We start from the raw sequence: 19,549 nt of genomic DNA on the forward strand, positions 1-19,549 counted from the left end.
GGCAATACGAGGCGACCATGCTGATTGATGCCCACTGCCATCTTGATTTTACGGAGTTCGATCCTGATCGTGATGCGGTCATGGCAGCCGCGAGAGGCGTGGGGGTCAAGCACTTTATCGTGCCGGGGACGACCTGCGCCCGTTGGCAAGCCGTGCTGGCGCTTGGGCAGCAACACCAGGATGTCAGCGTATGCGCGGGGCTTCATCCTTACTTTATGGATGAACACCGTGACCAGGATCTTGCCCGATTGGCGTGCTTGCTGAATGAGCGTTCCGAGCTGGTTGCCGTCGGCGAGTGCGGGATTGATGCACGCTTCGACGCTACGCTCGATGCCCAGTGGGCGTACTTCGATGCCCAATTGACCCTGGCCAAGCAGCATGCGTTGCCGGTGGTCGTGCACTGTGTCAAAGCCAACGACACCGTCGCCAAACGGCTTCGCCAGCGCACGCTTTCCAGGGCCGGGTTGATCCACGCCTTTGCCGGGTCTTACGAACAGGCCAGGAAGTTTGTGGATCTCGGTTATGTCCTTGGGTTGGGCGGCGCGGCGACCTATCAGCGGGCAAAGCGCTTGCACCGCGTTATCAGGGCATTACCCGATGACAGCTTTGTGCTGGAAACGGACAGCCCCGATATGCCGCTCAGTGGCTACCAGGGCCAGCGTAATGAACCCTGCCGGGTGAGTGACGTCTGCGATGTCGTGGCAACATTACGCGGACAAGCACGCGAGCATGTCGCCGCCATCAGCAGCGCCAATGCTGCCCGTTTGTTTCGACTACCCTTTGCCGTCGATTAACCGGCCTTCAATTCGCCAGGCCCATGGCAAGTTGTTCGGGGTCGAGCCGTTCGATAGTGTAGGGAAGGTCAAGCAGTGCCAAGCGGGCCTCCCCGATATAAACGGGCATGGCCTCTTCCATCACCTTGGTATTCATGACGGCTAGAAGCTCGATGCTGCCTGTTTCGCTCACGGCGCTGTTAACGACTTCGCCGACGGCCTTGCTGGCTTCATTGATGACCGTGTCCCCGGTTGTCGGCGCCTCGCTATTCGCAAGTTCAGCGCGCACCAGACGTTTTTTTACCTGACCGCGGAAATGGGCCCGGGCAACGACTTCCTGACCGGTATAACAGCCTTTTTTGAAGCTGATACCGCCAAGCGCTTCCCAGTTGAGCATCTGCGGCAGGAAATGGTCCTGCTGTGCCTCGGTCAACCATGCCAGGCCGCTGCGAATGTCGGCCAGTTGCCAGGCCGCCCGGCCGCCTTCATCGTCAAGGGCCTCGATCAGGGTGTCGTCTTCCAGGCAGAACAGCCAGCGTGGTGTATCCCCCGGATAACACAGCACGCTGGCGTGCGCGTTTGCGGATTGAGTGCCTGGCGCCTTGGGTAGGGGGAGATCCAGCGTTTCCGCGATTGAGCGGGCATTTTCTCCCGCGCCGACCAGCGAGAGCTCGGGAAGTGGGGTCAACTCCGCTTTATAGAAAGCAGCAAATTTTTTCAAATGGCTGGTCAGCGTTTCCAGCAGCGACTCGCTGAGAAGTAGTCGATAATGACTGTCGCCTATCTTCATCAGTTGAGCATTCGCCAGCATGCGCCCCTTTGGCGTGCAGAAACAGGTGAGCGGCGCAAAGCGCCCGTCGGCCAGGCTGACCTGAGCGCTGGTTTGCCCTTGCAAGAATTTTTCGGCATCGGGGCCTTGGATATCCAAGGCCGCCAGGTGGTGAAGGCGAATACCGCTGTTAAGGGCATCGAGAGAGGGAACGGTCGCCATGACAACTCCTGTTGAAGGGGTGGCTGAATCGTGATGCGAATCAATATTACCTTAAGTGTGGGCGATGGGCCGCGATTGCAAGGTCCCCGCCGCATGCTAGACTCGTTGTCTGTATCAGTTTTGCATAGGACAATATCAATCCGCTCGGAGAGCCAATAATCGTTGGCATTGACCCGTGGCAGTACAATGTATTTGAAACAAGGCTAGCCAATGGCACAGCAATCATTAACCTTTCACGGGGTCAAATCCGCTGAACAGGTCAATCAGATTACCACAGCGCTGATGATGCTCGACGGCGTGGACAGCGCTGAAGTGGGCCGCTATGGCGCTGAGGTGGACGGCCGGGTAAAGCGTGAAGCGCTCATCCAGGCCGTTGAAAAGCTCAACCTGGGCATAAAGGTAACATGATGCACAAGCCGATTACGGTGATCAGTGAGCGCAACAGCGTCTTTCGTCAGCGCGTTGAGGTTGACGGCCTTGAGGATCTGGCGGCGGATGTGCCGCCCGTTGTGGGGGGCGACGGCAGCGCGCCGGACCCCCACGACTACTTCGATATCGCCTTGGGTACCTGCAAGGCCATTACGGTACAGATGTACGCCAAGCGGAAGCAATGGCCCCTGGAAGGCATTACCGTCACTGTTCAGCGCGATGATAGCCAGGAAACGAAAGGCGTTTACAAGCTGGCAGTGACGATGACATTTCACGGCATTGACGATGCCGAGCAGCGTGCCCGGCTGGAAGATATCAGCCATCGCTGCCCCATCCAGCGGTTGATGACCACATCGACCGTGGAGATTACGACGAGCGCCACGTAGCTCGCCTTACCCTGATCAGGAGCGAAGATGAGCAAGGATTTCCGGTTGCAGTCGAAGTTTGAGCCCGCAGGCGACCAGCCCAACGCTATCAAGGGCTTGGTGAGTGGCCTTGAGTCGGGGCTTGCCCATCAAACGCTGCTCGGTGTCACCGGCTCGGGGAAAACCTTCACCATGGCCAATATCGTCGCGCAACAGCAGCGGCCGACGATTGTCATGGCGCCCAACAAGACGTTGGCGGCGCAGCTTTATGGTGAGTTCAAAGCGTTTTTCCCGGACAACGCCGTTGAGTACTTCGTTTCCTACTACGATTACTATCAGCCGGAAGCCTATGTGCCGTCGTCGGACACCTTTATTGAAAAAGATGCCTCCATCAACGACCACATCGAGCAGATGCGCCTGTCGGCGACCAAGGCACTCCTGGAGCGCCGGGATGCGTTGATCGTCGTTTCGGTGTCGGCCATCTACGGCCTGGGCGACCCTGACCAGTACCTCAAGATGCGCTTGCATTTTACCCGCGGCGAGTTGATCGACCAGCGTGCCTTCCTGCGCCGCCTGGCGGAACTTCAATACACCCGCAACGATATGGATTTTCGCCGTGGTACTTACCGGGTGCGAGGCGACGTGATCGATATTTTCCCGGCAGATGCCGAAGAAGAAGCCGTGCGGGTGGAGTTGTTTGACGATGAAATCGACTCGATCCGGCTCTTTGATCCCCTGACGGGCGACGTGCGCGGGCAAGTCCCGCGCATGACCATCTACCCGAAATCCCACTATGTTACGCCCCGGGAAACGATCCTGGCTGCGATTGACGATATCAAGGCGGAGCTTAAAGAGCGTCTGGAGTGGCTGCGCAAGCACGAGCGTCTGGTGGAGGCGCAGCGGCTCGAGCAGCGCACGCTTTACGATATCGAGATGATGCTCGAGCTGGGTTACTGCAACGGTATCGAAAACTACTCACGCTATTTATCGGGCCGCTCCCCCGGCGAGCCACCACCGACGTTTTTCGACTACCTGCCTGACGATGCGCTGCTGTTTATCGATGAATCCCACGTCAGCGTGCCCCAGGTAGGCGGTATGTACAAAGGCGACCGGTCGCGCAAGGAAACGCTGGTGGAATACGGTTTCCGCCTGCCATCTGCACTCGATAACCGGCCGATGAAATTTGAAGAGTGGGAAGCCATTTCGCCGCAAACGATTTTCGTCTCGGCGACACCGGGCCCCTATGAAGCCGAGCATGCAGGCCAGGTGGTCGAGCAGGTGGTGCGGCCGACGGGGCTGCTGGATCCTGAAATTGAAGTGCGTCCTGCAAGCACTCAGGTGGATGATTTGCTGTCCGAGATCGGACTTCGCACGGAAGTGGGCGAACGCGTATTGGTGACCACTCTCACCAAGCGCATGGCAGAAGATCTGACCGAATACCTGGACGAGCATGGTATCCGCGTTCGTTATCTGCACTCGGATATCGATACCGTCGAGCGGGTGGAAATCATTCGCGACCTGCGGCTGGGTAAATTCGACGTGCTGGTGGGGATCAACCTGCTGCGAGAGGGGCTGGATATCCCGGAAGTCTCATTGGTTGCCATTCTCGATGCCGATAAAGAAGGCTTCCTGCGTAACGAACGCTCATTGATCCAGACCATTGGCCGCGCCGCGCGTAACGCCCAGGGCAAAGCCATCCTTTACGGCGACCGGGTTACCGATTCCATGCGCAGGGCGATGGATGAAACCGAGCGTCGGCGTGACAAGCAGAAGGCCCACAACGAGGCCCATGGTATCACCCCCACCACGATTACCCGTTCGGTGACCGATATCATGGAAGCTGCGCAGGCCCCAGGCAAGAAAAGCAACCGTAAGCGTGGCAGTGATCGCAAGGTGGCCGAGAGTGCTGCCGAGTACGATACCGCCAGCATGGACAAGCACGATTTCCTCGCCGCGATCAGCAAAATCGAGGATGCCATGTTTGAAGCGGCGCAAAATCTCGAGTTCGAGGAAGCGGCACGCCTGCGTGACCAGTTGCACAAGATGAAAGAAAAACAGCTGGCGCTAGGGTAGGGCATGCCTGAAGGTCCAGAAATCCGCCGTGCGGCAGATCGTATTGAGCAGCAGATAGGCGGCCGGGTGGTTGACGATGCCTGGTTCGCCTTCCCCGAACTTGCCGAGCAGGCAGCGTCGCTGATTGGGGTGCGGGTTTTGCGGGTAGACACCCGGGGCAAGGCAATGCTGATTGGGTTCGCCGATCAGCGCGTGCTCTACTCCCATAATCAGCTTTATGGGGTTTGGAAACTGCACAAAGAAGGTAAGCCACCCAGTACCCGGCGCTCGCTGCGCGTTCGATTAACCACAGAAGGGCGCAGCGCCAGTCTCTATAGCGCGTCGGATATTTCACTCTGGCATGAAGATAATCTCGCCGAGCATCCTTTTTTGTCCCGGCTCGGGCCTGACCTGCTGAGCCAGGCGGTGACGCCACTGCAAGTTCAGCAACGTTTGAGCCTCAAGCAATTTCATCGGCGCAGCCTGGGGGCATTACTACTCGACCAGGGTTTTGTCGCGGGGTTAGGCAATTATCTGCGCTCGGAAATTCTTTTCTACGCCCGGTGCCACCCCAAGCAACGCCCCGTTGATTTAACCGAGCAACAGCGCCAACAACTCGCCGTTTGCATTATCGAAACGACTCGTCAGGCCTACGAGCAGGCGGGTGTTACCAATACACAGTCCTGGATTGAGCAGGCCATTGCCGCGGGTGAACCGCGCCGCCAATGGCGATTCAGCGTTTTTGAACGGGCGGGACTTGGCTGCCATCGCTGCGGCCAGGTTATCGAACGTATGATGGTTGGCTCCCGGCGGCTGTATTGGTGCCCGGGGTGTCAAAGCAATACGCCATAATTTATACCGTTATCTCGCTACTGCAATCGCTAAAACCTGCCATTCCCTGATTCTATAACGTTGGTGTTACTGCCGGGGTAATGCCAATACGGTATAATGTTTTCAGCCAAAAGGCCGCTATTCCAATAACCGCTTAGGCCGCCGATAAGACGATAACCGAGGAGCAGTTTGTCCATGACCGTGATTCGCCAGGACGACGTGATTCAAAGCGTTGCCGATGCACTGCAGTACATCTCTTACTACCATCCCAAAGACTTTATCGATGCCATGGCGGCCGCTTACGAGCGTGAAGAAAACCCCGCCGCCAAGGATGCGATCGCCCAGATTCTGATCAATTCACGGATGTGCGCCACCGGCCATCGTCCGATTTGTCAGGATACCGGTATCGTCACCGTGTTCGTTCATGTGGGCATGAAGGTAGCCTGGGACGCGGACATGAGTCTGGATGAGATGGTCAATGAAGGGGTGCGTCGCGCTTATCAGCTCCCTGGCAATATCCTGCGGGCGTCTGTCCTGGCGGACCCTGATGGCAAGCGCCAGAATACCAAGGACAACACCCCGGCGATTATCCACCACAAGCTCGTGCCGGGCGATAAAGTCGATATTCATGTGGCGGCCAAGGGCGGCGGCAGCGAGGCAAAATCCAAGTTTGCCATGCTCAACCCCTCTGACAGCGTGGTGGACTGGGTGATGGAGCAACTGCCTAAAATGGGTGCAGGCTGGTGTCCGCCGGGCATGCTGGGCATTGGCATTGGTGGTACGGCGGAAAAGGCCATGGAAATTGCCAAAGAGGCACTGCTGGACCCGATCGATATCCAGGACCTGCAGGCACGTGGGGCCAGCAATCGTGCCGAGGAGCTTCGTCTGGAACTGTTCGACAAGGTCAATAAAAGTGGCATTGGCGCCCAGGGGTTGGGCGGTTTGACCACCGTGCTGGATATCAAGGTCAAGGATTACCCAACCCACGCAGCGAATAAGCCGGTTGCCATCATTCCCAACTGCGCCGCCACTCGCCATGCCCACTTCACGCTCGATGGCTCGGGTCCCGTGGCACTGCCTGCTCCCAAGTTGGAGGACTGGCCGGAAATTACCCGTGAGGCAGGTGACAACGTCAAACGTGTCGATCTGGACACGGTGACACCCGAAGACGTCAATACCTGGCAGCCCGGCGATACACTCCTGTTGAACGGCAAGCTGTTGACCGGGCGTGATGCGGCCCACAAGCGTATGGTGGATATGATTGCCAAGGGCGAACCCTTACCTGTCGATATGAAAGGGCGGTTTATCTACTATGTGGGCCCGGTAGACCCGATCGGGGACGAAGTCGTAGGCCCCGCAGGCCCCACCACCGCCACCCGTATGGACAAGTTCACCCGTACCATGCTCGAAGAAACAGGCCTGCTTGGCATGGTCGGCAAGGCCGAGCGTGGGCAGGAAGCCATTGACGCCATTCGCGATAACCAGGCGGTTTACCTGATGGCGGTGGGTGGTTCCGCTTATCTCGTCGCCCAGGCAATCAAGAAGTCTCGCGTGGTTGGCTTCGAGGATCTCGGCATGGAAGCCATTTATGAGTTCGAAGTGGAAGACATGCCTGTTACCGTTGCCGTGGACAGTGCAGGGACCTCGGTACACCAGACCGGGCCGGCCAAATGGAAGGACATTATCGCCCAGACGGCGTGAAGTCGTAACGGACAACGTGTTCCAGGCTATAAAGGCTCTGCCAGTGGCGGGGCCTTTATCCATGTTCAACCGGCGCATCGCAATGGAATTGACACCCATAATGAGGACACCATTATGACCTCGTGGTTGCTAGGGACCGGCATCTTGTTGATCTATGCGCTGGGGATTGTTTCAGCGATTATGGCGTTGATGTCCAGCCGAACCTCCCAGGGGGCGGTTGCCTGGATTATTTCATTGCTCACCTTTCCTTATGTTGCCGTACCCGCCTATTGGCTATTTGGAAGGCCGCGGTTTTATGGTTATGTCACGGCCCGCGGGGTGCGTGACAATATATTGCGCCGCATGCTGATACGTTATCGTGCCAGCATTGATCCTTACAGCGTTTCGGCTAAAAGCGCTGACATTCAGGCCGTTGTGCAGTTAGCCATGATGCCGATGACACGGGGTAACCAGGCAACCTTGCTGATTGACGGCGAGGAGACCTTCGAAAGCCTGTTTGCGGGTATCGAGCGTGCCCAGCGCTATATCCTTCTACAATTTTTCATCGTCCGGGATGATCGACTCGGGCGTCGTTTGATGGCATACCTTCAGCAGGCTGTCCGGCGTGGCATCAATATTTACTTCCTCTACGACGAGATGGGCAGTCGAAAGCTCAACGATCGCTATTTAAATGATCTGGCGCAGTCAGGTATTGAGGTCAGTGCGTTTCGTTCTTCCAGGGGGCTGAAGCATCCTTTCCAGCTGAATTTCCGTAATCACCGCAAGGTGATGGTGGTCGACGGCCAGGAAGGTTGGCTTGGCGGGTTTAACGTCGGCGTGGAGTATCTGGGCGAGGACCCGAATCGTGGCCCCTGGCGTGATACCCATCTCAAGCTTGAAGGCCCGAGTGTCCTGGGTCTTCAGGAAGCCTTCTGGGAAGATTGGCATTGGGCCACAGGGGAGGTCATTACCCTGGATTGGCAGCCCCTGAAGACTTTTGCCAGTAACCACCATGTGGTCGTGGTTCCCTCGGGGCCCGCAGATCGCCAGGACACGGCCAGCTTGCTCATCCAGCAGGTGATTCAGAGCGCGGAAGAGCGGCTGTGGGTGACCAGCCCTTATTTCGTGCCGGATCAGGGCGTTCAGGATGCGCTTCGGCTGGCCGCCATGCGGGGTGTCGATGTCCGGGTCATGATGCCTGAACGCCCCGATCATTTGCTGGTTTTCCTGTCAGCTTTTTCATTCTTGCCCGACATGTTGCGTGCAGGCGTAAAAATATACCGTTATCTTCCCGGATTTTTGCACCAGAAAGTCATGCTCGTTGACAACAAGGCAGCGACTGTCGGTACGGTAAATATGGACAACCGTTCTTTTCGGTTGAATTTTGAAATTACCGCTTTTATGCCCAGCGCGTCGGTGGCCACTCAGGTTAGCTTGATGCTCGAGAATGATTTCGCAAGATGTCGCCGTATCAGTCTGGATGAAATTGCCCAGCGTCCCTGGTGGAAAAAAGTGGTCTCTCGGGCGGCCTATCTAACGGCGCCCATTCAGTAGCTTCACGGCTCGGTGACAGATCAATTCAAATAACTAGGGTGACAAGGAGTCGTTGGTGAACCTTGAAACAAAATGGCTGGAAGATTTTGTCGCATTGGCCAATACACGTAGCTTTTCGGCATCGGCAAGGCAGCGGCACGTGACACAGCCAGCGTTCAGTCGGCGTATCCGGGCGCTAGAGCAGGCGGTGGGGGTAACCCTGGTCGACCGTTCGACAACGCCGGTGGGCTTGACCTCAGAAGGCCAGCTGTTTCTGGTCACCGCACGAAACCTTGTTGAACAGCTTACCGAATCGTTAGGCCATTTACGGGGGCTCTCGATTGCCAATGAAGCGCTGGATATCGTTGCCGCGCATTCGTTAGCGCTGAGCTTTTATCCCCCCTGGATATCAAGGTTGCAAAAAGGCCTCGGGGAGCTGCCTACCCGCCTGGTCGCCATGAATGTCGGAGAGGCGATTCACGTGCTGCGGGAAGGCAACTGTGACCTCATGCTGGCCTATTATGATCCCTTCGCCACCATGCAGTTGGATGCCGAAGTGTTCCCGTCTTTTTCGATCGGCAACGTCAATATGCTGCCCGTGTCATTACCCGATGCCCAGGGCAAGCCGTTGTTTTCGCTTCAGCAGGACAGTTCAGTGCCCTATCTGGCTTATACGCAGGGGGCCTTTTTGGGCCGCAGTGTGCGCATGCTGCTGAAAAACGACCCACTGCGCATGAAGCTGCGCACGGTCTATGAAACCGCCATGGCCGAGGGCTTGAAAGGCATGGTATTGCAGGGGGTGGGGGTTGCCTGGATACCGGATTTCTGCATTCGTGAGGAGCTCAAAAGCGGTCGTTTGGTGCGGGCTGCCGATGCCAACTGGGATATCCCGCTGGAAATACGACTATACCGCTGTTCACTGGTCCACAAGCCTGGTGTCGAACGCCTGTGGCGACAAATGATGAAGCTGCCTCGGGACTTTCTGCAGGGATAAGTCCTGGTTGTTTGAATTAGTGCGATGGAACGCTGCTGAAGTCGGCAGGCAGGCCGAGAAAATTTTGAATAATAAAAAAATGATCTTCAAACAGGCTGTCGGGCTGGAGGTCGGCAAGGGCGACCCAACGGGCATGGTCGCCGCCCTTGACGGGTTTCAAGCGAGGCAACTGCTGGTCAGGGCGCAGGGCAAAGTAAAACGCTTCCGCCAGTGTACGGCCTCGCCAGCTGCGGTGGGGTTCGTCAAACAGGCGCTGCCCCCTCAATGAGCCTTTCAATACTGGCTCTGGTACCTTCAAGCGAATACGCTCACGCAATTCCCGCAGACAGGCATCAAGCAAGCGCTCATGGGGGTTGATAAAGCCACCCGGCAGCGCGAACAGCCCCTTACCCGGTGCTGCAGTCCGGCGCACCAGCAGCACATGCCCTGACTGGACCACCACGGCATTGACGGTGACAAAAATGGGCGGGTAGGGGGCCTGCTGCCAGGCTTGACGATACTGGTCCAGCAGTTGCTGTTCTTCCAGCAGCTGTTCATAGTCGCTGCCCCGGCAAAAAGCTTGCACATGATCGACCACGCCGGGCGGTAGATCGTGGTAGGCCCCAGTACTGAGGTAATCGTCGGTGGCGCCAGGCGAGCGGAATAAACGCTCACGAATCTGGCTCGCCGAAATGCCTTCGACCAAGGGGACGCTCACCGACTCCCATTGCGGAAATAGTGACAGGTAGTAGCTGGATTGCCCCCGGCTAGCCCCTATAAGGCCGATCCGTGGCAGCCTGGCGTTTGTCGGCGCGGTCAAATCCCGTACTTTACGCTGAACATCGCGAACCCAGACGTCGTTGTTGTAAAGCGCGTCCAGTAGCGGTGTGATTTCCAGTCGCTGGTTATCCTCCTCATCAAAACCCGAACGCAACAGCATCTGCCGCTCATCAAAACGCCAGGGGTTACGCAGCGAGCGTGCCTGCCAGGATGAGCCGACCAACACGATGACTTGACGGGCTTGTTTCAGCGCCTCACGAATAACCGCCACATGGCCCAGGTGAGGGGGCTGAAAACGGCCAATAAAGACGAGGCAGTCAAACTCATACGCCTGGCTCGGATGTGAGGCATCAGTTGGCATGCGAGGCCGTCCTTTGTCTGTATATCATGGCCAAGCATTATGGTGGGCTTGTCCGGGTGGCGCAATCTACCTCTGCAGCCAACGGTGTGATTGGGTATGCTAATTAAATTAGGCCATGGACAGTTGGCCCTGTATCAATGGATTAGGGAGTCTTCATGCTCAAACGCAGTGCTTATTTCTGGGGCAACGTGATCAGGGATTCAGTATCATTATGGTTGAAGCACAACGCCTTCAGCTATGCCGGTTCCCTGGCGTTTTACACCCTCTTCTCACTGGCGCCCACCATCATTATTGCGGTCACCGTCATTGGCCTTGTGCTGGGTGAGGAAGCGGCCCAGGGACAGATTGTGGCGCAACTGCAAGGCACCATCGGCCCTGATGCTGCTGCAGTGGTGGAGGGAGCTGTCGCTCAATCGCGCATTCAGGAAGCAGGGATAATGCCGACGCTAATCGGCGTGGGGGCACTCGTCGTGGGGGCCACGACGGTATTTGCGCAAATGCAGTTCTCGCTCAATACGATCTGGGGCGTCACCGCCAAGCCGACCGCTAACGGGGCGCTGGTGTTCATTAAAAATCGCATCCTCTCGTTGACGGTTGTGCTGTCGATCGGGTTTATATTGCTGGTCTCGTTAGTGTTGGGTGTGGCCATCCGGAGTGCTCTCGGCGCTGCAGATCAACTGCTGCCTTACGTAGGCCTGCTGAGCCAAGTAGCCGAATCGCTGGTTTCCCTGTTGGTCGTTGCGCTGCTTTTCGCGACGATTTTCAAGGTCTTGCCCGATGTGGTGTTGAGTTGGCAGGATGTTCTGATAGGGGCGGTGGTGACAGCCATATTATTTACCCTTGGCCGGAGCGTCATCGCTGTCTACCTTGCTTATACAGCAACGGCTTCCACTTACGGTGCGGCGGGTTCTGTGGTGATGGTGCTGCTGTGGGTTTATTATTCATCTCTCATTTTGCTGTTTGGCGCCGCCTTTACACGTTCGCTTCTGTTACGCAGAGGTCGGCCGTTGGTGCCGCGTAATAGCGCTGTTGTTATCAAATATCAGGTACATGACGACGGTTAGAAAAGGAGGCGACAATGGCAGATTGTTGTGTACGTGCGTGGGTGACGGGAAAAGTGCAAGGCGTCTGGTTTCGGCGCTCTACCCAACAACAGGCACTGCAGCATCGTTTAACCGGCTATGCAAAAAACTTGCCTGACGGCCGTGTTGAAGTGTTGCTTTGTGGCCGTCCAGAGGATGTGAAAACCGTCAGCGAGTGGTTATGGAAAGGCCCCGAAGGAGCGCAGGTGACCCATGTCGAATTTAACGTCCTGGATCAGTGCCACGCTCCGGATCATTTCGCGACTTATTAGCGGCCTGCTTGCCACTGCTGGATATTTTCAGCGGTTAAGCCGACAATATTTTGCCTGGCTTCTGGCGTAATCCAGGCGTTATGGGGCGTGACAATCAGGTTGAGTGCTTCATCCAACGCGTCCAGCAGCGGATGTCCTTCGCGGGGCGGCTCATTGGGTAGCACGTCGACGGCAAGCCCGCCGATCTGCCCATCCCTGAGTGCCGTGAGCGCGGCATGTTCGTCGATAACGCCTCCTCGGGCACAGTTAACCAGCAATAACGAAGACTTGGCCCTGGTCAGGCGTGAGGCATTGATCAGGTGATGGGTGGCGTCATTCAGCGGGCAGTGAAGGCTGATAACGTCGGCTTCCGGTAGCAGGTCGTCGAGCGACGCGCGGTTGTCGTTCGCTTCATTACCCGGGCGGGCCGCAAAGGTGACGCGCATGCCCAGCGCTTCCGCCAGACGCGCCACTTCCGTGCCTAGTTCGCCCTGGCCTACCATCACCAGCTGCTTGCCCGACAGCTGCATCGTTGGATAATGCTGCAGGCAGAAGAAGTCGCTTTTCTGCCAGGCGCCTGCGGCGACATCCCGTTGATAAAGCGGCAGTCTGTTTGCCAATGTCAGCATCAGCATCAAGGTGTGCTGCGACACACTGGCGGTACCATAAGCAGCAACGTTTTTAACCGCTACCCCCCTGGCGTGGGCAGTCTCCAGGTCGATATTGTTGAGCCCGGTAGCCAGCACGCAGATCAATTTGAGCGAGGGCAATTGATTGAGTGTCTTCGCATCCAGCACAACTTTATTGACAATGGCGATATCGGCCTTGGCCAGACGCTTACGGGCCTGTTGAGTCGTGCTTTGACCAAACACCTCAAGGTGCGATACCGCCTGGCGGATGGCGGTTAAATCGATGTGCGGGCCGAGGCTTTCGGCATCCAGTATCACGGCATTAGGCATTTTCTGACCTCCACTGTCTGCCGGTGGCGTCTAGCCTTGCTCGGCAGGGGGCACAAAAGGGTATAATAAACCGGCGTGACTAATCATCGCCTTGGAATTTATCCCGACGGGCCGCATATTGCAGCTTGGCAGCATTCATGTTGCTGTTTTGTCGGAGTTGAGCTTTATCTGGAGTCATCAACATGCCCATCTATGAATATGAGTGCAAGGCCTGCGGCCATCGCATGGATAAATTGCAAAAAATCAGCGCCGATCCGTTGACGGACTGCCCCGTCTGCGAAAGCGCTAGCCTGTCGCGGCTGGTATCCGCGGCCGGGTTCCGTCTGGCAGGCGGCGGCTGGTACGAGACTGATTTTAAAACCGGCAGCAAAAAGAATTTAGCTGCTGATGCCAAAAGCGCAACCCCGGAGACCGGCGGCCAGAATGGCACCGGTCCGGCGGCCAAGAAAAAAGACACGGCGGCCTAGCCCACGTACCTGGGCCTCTCAAGGCCCACCATTATCTTTTGCCACGAAACACAACAGGATGAGACATGCGCAGTCATTATTGCGGCCAGCTAAATGAAACATTGGTAGACCAGACGGTTACCGTATGCGGGTGGGTGCATCGTCGCCGTGACCACGGTGGGGTTATCTTCCTCGATATGCGCGATCGCGACGGCGTCGCTCAGTTCGTCGTGGATCCAGATACCGCCGACGCGTTTGCCAATGCCGACCGTGCTCGCAATGAGTTCGTTCTGCGCATCACCGGGCGGGTTCGTCTGCGCCCCGAGGGTACGCAAAATCCCAACATGCCCACCGGGATGATTGAAGTACTGGCAAAAGATGTCGAAGTGCTTAATACCGCGGTGACGCCGCCTTTCCAGCTCGACGAGCATGGCAAGGTCGGTGAAGAGGTGCGCCTCAAACACCGCTACATCGATTTACGCCGCCCCGATATGATCGACAAGCTGCGGCTGCGTTCGCGTATTTCACATACCGTTCGCGCGTTCCTCGAAAATCAGGGATTTCTGGATATCGAAACCCCGGTTTTGACCCGCGCGACACCCGAAGGCGCACGCGATTACCTGGTGCCGAGCCGTACCCATGCGGGCAACTTCTTTGCGTTGCCGCAGTCGCCGCAGCTCTTCAAGCAGTTGTTGATGGTGGCGGGGTTTGATCGCTACTACCAGATTGCCAAGTGTTTCCGCGACGAAGATCTGCGTGCCGATCGCCAGCCCGAGTTCACGCAAATCGACATCGAGGCCTCGTTCGTTGAAGAAAACGACATCATGGACATTACCGAGTCCATGATTCGCCAGCTCTTCCAGGAAGTGCTGGACGTCGAGCTGGCCGCGTTTCCGCGCATGACGTGGCAGGAAGCCATGGACCGCTTTGGTTCAGACAAGCCCGACTTGCGTATCCCCCTTGAGTTGACCAATGTCGATGACCTGATGCAGCAGGTCGACTTCAAGGTGTTTTCCGGACCGGCGAATGCGGCAGACGGCCGCGTTGCCGCGTTGAAAGTCCCCGGTGGTGCATCACTGTCGCGCAAGGAAATCGACGAATACACAAAGTTTGTCGGCATCTATGGTGCCAAGGGGCTTGCGTGGATCAAGGTCAACGAACGCGCCAAGGGGCTTGATGGCCTGCAGTCACCGATCGTCAAGTTCATGGAAAACATGGTTGAGGAACTGCTCGACCGTGTTGACGCCCAAGACGGCGACATTATTTTCTTCGGTGCTGACAAGACGCGTATCGTCAACGAAGCGATCGGCGCATTGCGCGTTAAACTGGGGGCAGACCTCGACCTCTACACCCAGGCCTGGGCGCCTCTCTGGGTCGTCGACTTCCCGATGTTCGAAGAAGACGATAACGGCCGTCTCAGCCCGCTGCATCATCCCTTTACTGCCCCGTCATGCTCACCTGAAGCACTCAAGGATGACCCGGCAAGCGCACTGTCGCGCGCCTATGACATGGTGCTGAATGGTACCGAGCTTGGCGGCGGTTCGATCCGTATTCATGATCAAACCATGCAGCGTACGGTGTTTGATATCCTGGGAATTGGCCAGGAAGAGGCCCAGGAGAAGTTTGGCTTCCTGCTGGATGCTCTTCAGTACGGTGCGCCGCCTCACGGTGGTTTGGCCTTCGGTCTGGACCGCCTGGTGATGCTGATGGCCGGTGCCAAGACCATCCGCGAAGTGATCGCGTTCCCGAAAACCCAAAGCGCTGCCTGTTTGATGACCGACGCCCCGGGGGAAGTCAGCTCAGAGCAGCTTAAAGACCTTAATATCCGTTTGCGTCAGAAAGCCAAAGCGGATACCACGGCCGAATAAGCGCTCTTTATATACCTCCTGACCACCGGCGCCTGGACGTCGGTGTTTTTGTTTGGACGACCTGAGTGCTGTTATATGCAGACACCTGCATTATCCAATCCGCTGCGCATCCTGGGCATTGACCCTGGTTCGCGCATTACCGGCTATGGGGTCATTGAGCTGGCAGGACTTGTTCCCCGGTATGTCGCTAGCGGCTGCATTCGCACCGCGGAAGGGCCTTTAGAGCAGCGTTTGGCGCAAATCTATGCCGGACTTGGGGAAGTGGTTGGATTACACCGCCCGGACGCCGTGGCCATAGAGCGCGTCTTCATGGCCAAAAACCCTGATTCTGCGCTCAAGCTCGGCCAGGCAAGAGGCGTGGCGCTGGTCTGTATGGCCAACCATGGTCTGGTGGTCGACGAATATGCCGCGCGGCAGATCAAGCAGGCGGTCACCGGTCAGGGCGGCGCCGATAAATTGCAGGTGCAGCACATGGTAACGGCTATTCTGCATCTGGTGGCTTCACCACAGGCGGATGCCGCCGATGCCCTGGCCATTGCACTGACCCACGCCTACGCCAGCCAAGGGCCCAAGGCGCTGACCACGCAGGGGAGAGGGCGCCGCCGTTCGACCGGGCGGTGGCGACTCTGATAATCAGCCCCCACCACTGGTCACTTGTACAGAGTGGCTTTATAGTGGCGACTGGTTTGGCTTAGCGCGAGCATAAATATGATTGGACGGCTTCAAGGCCAGTTGATAGAGAAACAGCCGCCATGGATCGTGGTGGATGTACACGGCGTGGGATACGAGCTGGAAACATCGACCGGGCGGTGGCGACTCTGATAATCAGCCCCCACCACTGGTCACTTGTACAGAGTGGCTTTATAGTGGCGACTGGTTTGGCTTAGCGCGAGCATAAATATGATTGGACGGCTTCAAGGCCAGTTGATAGAGAAACAGCCGCCATGGATCGTGGTGGATGTACACGGCGTGGGATACGAGCTGGAAACATCGATGACAACACTGGTAGCGCTGCCGCCGGTTGGCGAAAGCGTTTTTATATATACGCATCTCACTATCCGGGACGACGCCCATCTGCTTTATGGATTTGGTCGCGCGCATGAACGTGCCCTGTTTCGCGCCCTGATCAAAGTGAATGGCGTGGGGCCCAAACTGGCGTTGGCCATCTTATCCGGTATGGATGAAGACGCTTTTATGCGCTGCGTGCGCGATGATGACAGCAAGGCGCTCACCAAACTCCCAGGCGTGGGTAAAAAAACCGCCGAGCGATTGATCATAGAAATGCGGGATCGCTTCCCTGAGTGGGAAAATGGCCGTGATACCACGCTTCCCCTAGAAGCCGCCAATGGACAGGCTGCCCAATCTCGCAACAGCTTGGCGGACGCCGAGGCGGCCCTCGTGAGTCTTGGCTACAAACCGACCGAGGCCACGAAAATGCTGGCCGACCTTGATAGTTCTCAGTCGACCGAGGCCCTCATCAAGGCGGCACTCACCCAGCGCATGAAGGGCTGAGCGCGTACAACCACGGACGTAAATGAACGCTTATGCTAGAGCACGATCGACTGATTGCCGCTGAGCCAGAGCAAGGTGAAGGTCGCATCGACCATGCGATTCGCCCCAAACGGCTCCAGGATTATATTGGCCAACCCCGCGTTCGCGAGCAGTTGGAAATTTTTATTGGTGCCGCCCGGCTGCGTGAAGATAGCCTTGATCATACGTTGGTGTTTGGTCCGCCTGGCTTGGGCAAAACCACCTTGGCCAACATTATCGCCACGGAAATGGGCGTAGGGCTCAAATCGACGTCGGGCCCGGTGCTCGAGCGTGCCGGTGACCTGGCGGCAATGCTCACCAACCTGGAGCCTGGGGACGTTCTGTTCATCGATGAAATCCACCGCTTGTCGCCCGTCGTCGAGGAAGTCCTGTATCCGGCGATGGAGGATTTTCAGCTCGACATCATGATTGGCGAGGGGCCTGCCGCACGCTCGATCAAGCTGGATTTGCCCCGCTTTACGCTGGTGGGCGCCACGACTCGAGCGGGGTTGCTCACCTCGCCGTTACGCGATCGTTTTGGCATCGTCCAACGGCTCGAGTTTTATAACCTGACCGAGCTGACCGAGATAGTGACCCGTTCAGCCAAGCTGCTGGGCGTTGAAACCCACCATGAAGGGGCTGTTGAAATCGCCCGTCGCTCCAGAGGTACTCCGCGAATTGCCAACCGCTTGCTCCGCCGCGTGCGCGACTACGCCGAAATGAAGGGTGATGGCACCGTGGATGCCAACCTGGCAGACGCGGCGCTGAACATGCTTAATGTGGACCACCATGGACTGGACCATATGGATCGCAGACTGTTACTGGCCATGATCGATAAATTCGACGGTGGGCCGGTAGGGGTCGATTCGCTGTCAGCGGCAATTGGTGAGGAGCGGGATACCATTGAGGACGTCATCGAGCCGTATTTGATCCAGCAGGGACTGATGATGCGCACCCCGCGCGGGCGCGTCGTCACGAGGCAGGCCTGGTTGCATTTTGAGCGCGTTCCCCATGAGGCGTCCATTGAAGCCCAGGGGGAGCAGCGCCCATGAGCTCGTCGCTGCGTTTCCCGGTTCGCGTTTACATGGAAGATACAGACGCGGGGGGTATTGTCTACTACGTTAACTACCTGAAGTTTATGGAGCGTGCCCGCAGTGAATGGCTGAGATCCCTGGGGGTCGACCAGCAAACGTTGCTGGACGCAGGCACTCAGCTAGTGGTATATCGCTTGTCCTGTCATTACACCAAGCCTGCACGGTTGGACGACGCACTCGAGGTAAGTGCCGAGGTTGTCAGCGTTGGCCGCTGCCGGATGACATTTGAGCAGCAGGTATGGCGGGGAAATGAACGTCTTTGCGCCGCCACGGTCAGTATAGCGTGCTTGAATGCGCAGGATCTGCGACCAATGGCATGGCCGTCTGCGCTCAAATCGCTTATGTAACGAACGATGCGGGCAATACCAACACCACATTTACTGATGATTGATGAGGGCACTTGTGAACGATAATGCCATGTCTATTCCGCACCTGATTATGAGTGCCAGCACGGTGGTTCAGCTGGTCATGTTGCTGTTAACCGTAGGGTCCATTCTCTCTTGGGTGGTGATTTTTCAACGCAGCATTGCCCTGCGTCGTGCGCAGAAGGAATATGCCCAGTTTGAAGAAACGTTCTGGTCAGGCGTTGATTTGAATGAGCTTTACCGTGACATCCCGGCCGACGATCCACGCCACGGGGCTGAGCACATCTTTCAGGCAGGGTTTCGTGAGTTCAATCGCCTCATGCCCAAAACACGTAATACAACAACAGTTCTTGAAGGGGTTCAGCGCAGCATGCGCGTCGCCTGGTCACGTGAGGAAGACCGCCTGACTCAGCACCTTGTCTTTCTTGCCACGGTGGCTTCGGCAAGCCCTTACATAGGCCTGTTTGGCACCGTGTGGGGCATCATGGGTTCTTTCCAGTCGTTATCCATGACCCAGCAAGCCACGTTGGCAACAGTCGCTCCCTGGATTGCGGAAGCGTTGATCGCCACGGCGATGGGCCTTTTCGCGGCGATACCAGCGGTGATTTTCTATAACCGGCTTTCCAACAACGCCAGTCGTCTTTTGGGCAAGTACGAAGATTTTGCCGAAGAATTCCATGCTATCTTGCACCGCAATCTGCAAGGGCGCGACAGCGCGTCAAGCTAAGGGAGTTGCCCCATGCAAGGACCGTTTAAACGTGGCGGACAGCGCAAGCCCATGGGCGAAATCAACGTTGTCCCTTTTATCGATGTCATGCTGGTGTTGTTGGTCATTTTCATGATTACCGCTCCAATGTTGAATCAGGGTGTGGACGTTGAACTGCCCCAGGTCAGCTCCGAGCCAATCGAAAGCCAGGAAAACAACGACCCAATCATTATTTCCATCGACCGTGAAGGACAGTATTACCTTAGCCTAGGAGAAGATTCGACCCAGGTCTCTGCTGAAGACATTACCCGCCGGGTTAGCGCTATTCTAGAGCAGCGGCCTGATGCGCCGGTGATGGTTCGTGGCGACCAGAACGTGGCTTATGGCGAAGTGGTCGTGTTGATGAGCAACCTTCAGCGCTCAGGTGTAGCCAATGTGGGGCTCATTTCTGAGCCACCACAGAATGAGTAAGGACACACA

General features: G+C 56.9%; 21 protein-coding genes and 1 pseudogene. 19 read left to right on the forward strand and 3 right to left on the reverse strand.

The window, feature by feature from the left end; genetic code table 11:
• Nucleotides 1-17 precede the first annotated feature (17 nt).
• Nucleotides 18-794: a TatD family hydrolase gene (locus BMX75_RS12430; RefSeq protein WP_092828395.1), complete on the forward strand. Its 777-nt coding sequence runs from the start codon at nucleotides 18-20 to the stop codon at nucleotides 792-794.
• A 7-nt stretch (nucleotides 795-801) separates the two neighbouring features.
• Here the strand turns inward: BMX75_RS12430 and ygfZ are convergent, their stop codons facing one another.
• Nucleotides 802-1,764 carry a CAF17-like 4Fe-4S cluster assembly/insertion protein YgfZ gene (gene ygfZ / locus BMX75_RS12435; RefSeq protein WP_092828397.1) on the reverse strand — a complete coding sequence of 321 codons (963 nt, stop codon included), beginning with the start codon at nucleotides 1,762-1,764 and terminating at the stop codon, nucleotides 802-804.
• Between the two features lie 210 nt (nucleotides 1,765-1,974).
• Here ygfZ and BMX75_RS12440 point away from each other — a divergent pair, with 210 nt between their 5' ends.
• The 7 genes from BMX75_RS12440 to BMX75_RS12470 all read left to right on the forward strand — a co-directional run bounded on the left by BMX75_RS12440 (nucleotide 1,975) and on the right by BMX75_RS12470 (nucleotide 9,648).
• Complete coding sequence (locus BMX75_RS12440; RefSeq protein ID WP_092828399.1) at nucleotides 1,975-2,172, forward strand: hypothetical protein; 198 nt, start codon at nucleotides 1,975-1,977, stop codon at nucleotides 2,170-2,172.
• Nucleotides 2,172-2,579, forward strand: coding sequence for an OsmC family protein (locus BMX75_RS12445; RefSeq protein ID WP_066320517.1), 408 nt, complete (start codon nucleotides 2,172-2,174; stop codon nucleotides 2,577-2,579). The genes BMX75_RS12440 and BMX75_RS12445 overlap by 1 nt, the downstream gene beginning before the upstream one ends.
• A gap of 27 nt (nucleotides 2,580-2,606) precedes the next feature.
• Complete coding sequence (uvrB, locus tag BMX75_RS12450; RefSeq protein ID WP_092828401.1) at nucleotides 2,607-4,631, forward strand: excinuclease ABC subunit UvrB; 2,025 nt, start codon at nucleotides 2,607-2,609, stop codon at nucleotides 4,629-4,631.
• A gap of 3 nt (nucleotides 4,632-4,634) precedes the next feature.
• The gene (gene nei, locus BMX75_RS12455) at nucleotides 4,635-5,462 is read left to right on the forward strand and encodes an endonuclease VIII (protein ID WP_092828403.1); all 828 of its coding nucleotides are present in this window, start codon (nucleotides 4,635-4,637) and stop codon (nucleotides 5,460-5,462) included.
• 174 nt (nucleotides 5,463-5,636) lie between these two features.
• Complete coding sequence (locus BMX75_RS12460; protein ID WP_092828405.1) at nucleotides 5,637-7,142, forward strand: fumarate hydratase; 1,506 nt, start codon at nucleotides 5,637-5,639, stop codon at nucleotides 7,140-7,142.
• Nucleotides 7,143-7,256: 114 nt separating this feature from the next.
• Complete coding sequence (gene cls, locus BMX75_RS12465) at nucleotides 7,257-8,675, forward strand: cardiolipin synthase (protein WP_092828407.1); 1,419 nt, start codon at nucleotides 7,257-7,259, stop codon at nucleotides 8,673-8,675.
• Nucleotides 8,676-8,730: 55 nt separating this feature from the next.
• Nucleotides 8,731-9,648 (forward strand): LysR substrate-binding domain-containing protein, encoded by a 918-nt coding sequence (locus tag BMX75_RS12470; RefSeq protein WP_066320522.1) that lies wholly within the window; start codon nucleotides 8,731-8,733, stop codon nucleotides 9,646-9,648.
• Nucleotides 9,649-9,664: 16 nt separating this feature from the next.
• Here BMX75_RS12470 and BMX75_RS12475 read toward each other — a convergent pair whose 3' ends face one another.
• Nucleotides 9,665-10,768 carry a bifunctional nicotinamide-nucleotide adenylyltransferase/Nudix hydroxylase gene (locus tag BMX75_RS12475; RefSeq protein WP_092828409.1) on the reverse strand — a complete coding sequence of 368 codons (1,104 nt, stop codon included), beginning with the start codon at nucleotides 10,766-10,768 and terminating at the stop codon, nucleotides 9,665-9,667.
• Between the two features lie 155 nt (nucleotides 10,769-10,923).
• On the opposite strand from BMX75_RS12475, the gene BMX75_RS12480 reads away from it, so the two are divergent.
• Together BMX75_RS12480 and BMX75_RS12485 are read left to right on the forward strand one after the other, a co-directional pair.
• The gene (locus BMX75_RS12480; protein ID WP_092828411.1) at nucleotides 10,924-11,832 is read left to right on the forward strand and encodes a YihY/virulence factor BrkB family protein; all 909 of its coding nucleotides are present in this window, start codon (nucleotides 10,924-10,926) and stop codon (nucleotides 11,830-11,832) included.
• A 14-nt stretch (nucleotides 11,833-11,846) separates the two neighbouring features.
• Nucleotides 11,847-12,122 (forward strand): acylphosphatase, encoded by a 276-nt coding sequence (locus BMX75_RS12485; protein WP_066320526.1) that lies wholly within the window; start codon nucleotides 11,847-11,849, stop codon nucleotides 12,120-12,122.
• Here the strand turns inward: BMX75_RS12485 and BMX75_RS12490 are convergent.
• A complete protein-coding gene (locus BMX75_RS12490; RefSeq protein ID WP_092828413.1) occupies nucleotides 12,119-13,060 on the reverse strand; it encodes a D-2-hydroxyacid dehydrogenase in 942 nt (313 codons plus the stop codon). The two genes, BMX75_RS12485 and BMX75_RS12490, sit on opposite strands and share 4 nt — an antisense overlap.
• A 182-nt stretch (nucleotides 13,061-13,242) precedes the next feature.
• Here BMX75_RS12490 and BMX75_RS12495 point away from each other — a divergent pair, with 182 nt between their 5' ends.
• From BMX75_RS12495 to tolR, 9 genes and pseudogenes are all read left to right on the forward strand, one after another.
• A complete protein-coding gene (locus BMX75_RS12495; RefSeq protein ID WP_066320528.1) occupies nucleotides 13,243-13,527 on the forward strand; it encodes an FmdB family zinc ribbon protein in 285 nt (94 codons plus the stop codon).
• 65 nt (nucleotides 13,528-13,592) lie between these two features.
• Nucleotides 13,593-15,374 (forward strand): aspartate--tRNA ligase, encoded by a 1,782-nt coding sequence (gene aspS / locus BMX75_RS12500; RefSeq protein WP_092828415.1) that lies wholly within the window; start codon nucleotides 13,593-13,595, stop codon nucleotides 15,372-15,374.
• Nucleotides 15,375-15,449: 75 nt separating this feature from the next.
• Nucleotides 15,450-16,004: a crossover junction endodeoxyribonuclease RuvC gene (gene ruvC, locus BMX75_RS12505; RefSeq protein ID WP_092828417.1), complete on the forward strand. Its 555-nt coding sequence runs from the start codon at nucleotides 15,450-15,452 to the stop codon at nucleotides 16,002-16,004.
• Between the two features lie 78 nt (nucleotides 16,005-16,082).
• Nucleotides 16,083-16,175 (forward strand): annotated as a pseudogene (locus BMX75_RS12510) (OB-fold domain-containing protein); the annotation flags it as partial.
• Nucleotides 16,176-16,274: 99 nt separating this feature from the next.
• A complete protein-coding gene (gene ruvA / locus BMX75_RS12515) occupies nucleotides 16,275-16,886 on the forward strand; it encodes a Holliday junction branch migration protein RuvA (protein ID WP_092828419.1) in 612 nt (203 codons plus the stop codon).
• Nucleotides 16,887-16,918: 32 nt separating this feature from the next.
• Nucleotides 16,919-17,956, forward strand: coding sequence for a Holliday junction branch migration DNA helicase RuvB (gene ruvB / locus BMX75_RS12520; protein WP_092828421.1), 1,038 nt, complete (start codon nucleotides 16,919-16,921; stop codon nucleotides 17,954-17,956).
• Entirely contained in the window at nucleotides 17,953-18,345 is a 393-nt protein-coding gene (gene ybgC / locus BMX75_RS12525) for a tol-pal system-associated acyl-CoA thioesterase (RefSeq protein WP_092828424.1), read from the forward strand. The genes ruvB and ybgC overlap by 4 nt, the downstream gene beginning before the upstream one ends.
• Nucleotides 18,346-18,415: 70 nt before the next feature.
• On the forward strand, nucleotides 18,416-19,090 hold the full coding sequence (gene tolQ / locus BMX75_RS12530) for a protein TolQ (protein WP_245748539.1): 675 nt from the start codon (nucleotides 18,416-18,418) through the stop codon (nucleotides 19,088-19,090).
• 12 nt (nucleotides 19,091-19,102) lie between these two features.
• Nucleotides 19,103-19,540, forward strand: a complete 438-nt coding sequence (tolR, locus tag BMX75_RS12535) for a protein TolR (protein WP_092828428.1) — start codon at nucleotides 19,103-19,105, stop codon at nucleotides 19,538-19,540.
• The last annotated feature ends 9 nt before the right edge of the window (nucleotides 19,541-19,549 follow it).

It is taken from the genome of Vreelandella subterranea, assembly GCF_900111305.1.
In the GTDB taxonomy this organism is placed as follows: Bacteria; Pseudomonadota; Gammaproteobacteria; order Pseudomonadales; family Halomonadaceae; genus Vreelandella; species Vreelandella subterranea.

Excerpts from the sequence above, each read along its gene's own strand:
- tolQ (WP_245748539.1), top strand. The coding sequence starts at position 18,416 with ATGTCTATTCCGCACCTGATTATGAGTGCCAGCACGGTGGTTCAGCTG.
- ygfZ (WP_092828397.1), bottom strand. The coding sequence starts at position 1,764 with ATGGCGACCGTTCCCTCTCTCGATGCCCTTAACAGCGGTATTCGCCTT.
- cls (WP_092828407.1), top strand. The coding sequence starts at position 7,257 with ATGACCTCGTGGTTGCTAGGGACCGGCATCTTGTTGATCTATGCGCTG.
- uvrB (WP_092828401.1), top strand. The coding sequence starts at position 2,607 with ATGAGCAAGGATTTCCGGTTGCAGTCGAAGTTTGAGCCCGCAGGCGAC.
- tolR (WP_092828428.1), top strand. The coding sequence starts at position 19,103 with ATGCAAGGACCGTTTAAACGTGGCGGACAGCGCAAGCCCATGGGCGAA.
- aspS (WP_092828415.1), top strand. The coding sequence starts at position 13,593 with ATGCGCAGTCATTATTGCGGCCAGCTAAATGAAACATTGGTAGACCAG.
- BMX75_RS12460 (WP_092828405.1), top strand. The coding sequence starts at position 5,637 with ATGACCGTGATTCGCCAGGACGACGTGATTCAAAGCGTTGCCGATGCA.
- ruvB (WP_092828421.1), top strand. The coding sequence starts at position 16,919 with ATGCTAGAGCACGATCGACTGATTGCCGCTGAGCCAGAGCAAGGTGAA.
- BMX75_RS12475 (WP_092828409.1), bottom strand. The coding sequence starts at position 10,768 with ATGCCAACTGATGCCTCACATCCGAGCCAGGCGTATGAGTTTGACTGC.
- BMX75_RS12430 (WP_092828395.1), top strand. The coding sequence starts at position 18 with ATGCTGATTGATGCCCACTGCCATCTTGATTTTACGGAGTTCGATCCT.
- nei (WP_092828403.1), top strand. The coding sequence starts at position 4,635 with ATGCCTGAAGGTCCAGAAATCCGCCGTGCGGCAGATCGTATTGAGCAG.
- BMX75_RS12480 (WP_092828411.1), top strand. The coding sequence starts at position 10,924 with ATGCTCAAACGCAGTGCTTATTTCTGGGGCAACGTGATCAGGGATTCA.
- ybgC (WP_092828424.1), top strand. The coding sequence starts at position 17,953 with ATGAGCTCGTCGCTGCGTTTCCCGGTTCGCGTTTACATGGAAGATACA.
- BMX75_RS12490 (WP_092828413.1), bottom strand. The coding sequence starts at position 13,060 with ATGCCTAATGCCGTGATACTGGATGCCGAAAGCCTCGGCCCGCACATC.
- BMX75_RS12445 (WP_066320517.1), top strand. The coding sequence starts at position 2,172 with ATGCACAAGCCGATTACGGTGATCAGTGAGCGCAACAGCGTCTTTCGT.
- ruvA (WP_092828419.1), top strand. The coding sequence starts at position 16,275 with ATGATTGGACGGCTTCAAGGCCAGTTGATAGAGAAACAGCCGCCATGG.
- BMX75_RS12495 (WP_066320528.1), top strand. The coding sequence starts at position 13,243 with ATGCCCATCTATGAATATGAGTGCAAGGCCTGCGGCCATCGCATGGAT.
- BMX75_RS12440 (WP_092828399.1), top strand. The coding sequence starts at position 1,975 with ATGGCACAGCAATCATTAACCTTTCACGGGGTCAAATCCGCTGAACAG.
- BMX75_RS12485 (WP_066320526.1), top strand. The coding sequence starts at position 11,847 with ATGGCAGATTGTTGTGTACGTGCGTGGGTGACGGGAAAAGTGCAAGGC.
- ruvC (WP_092828417.1), top strand. The coding sequence starts at position 15,450 with ATGCAGACACCTGCATTATCCAATCCGCTGCGCATCCTGGGCATTGAC.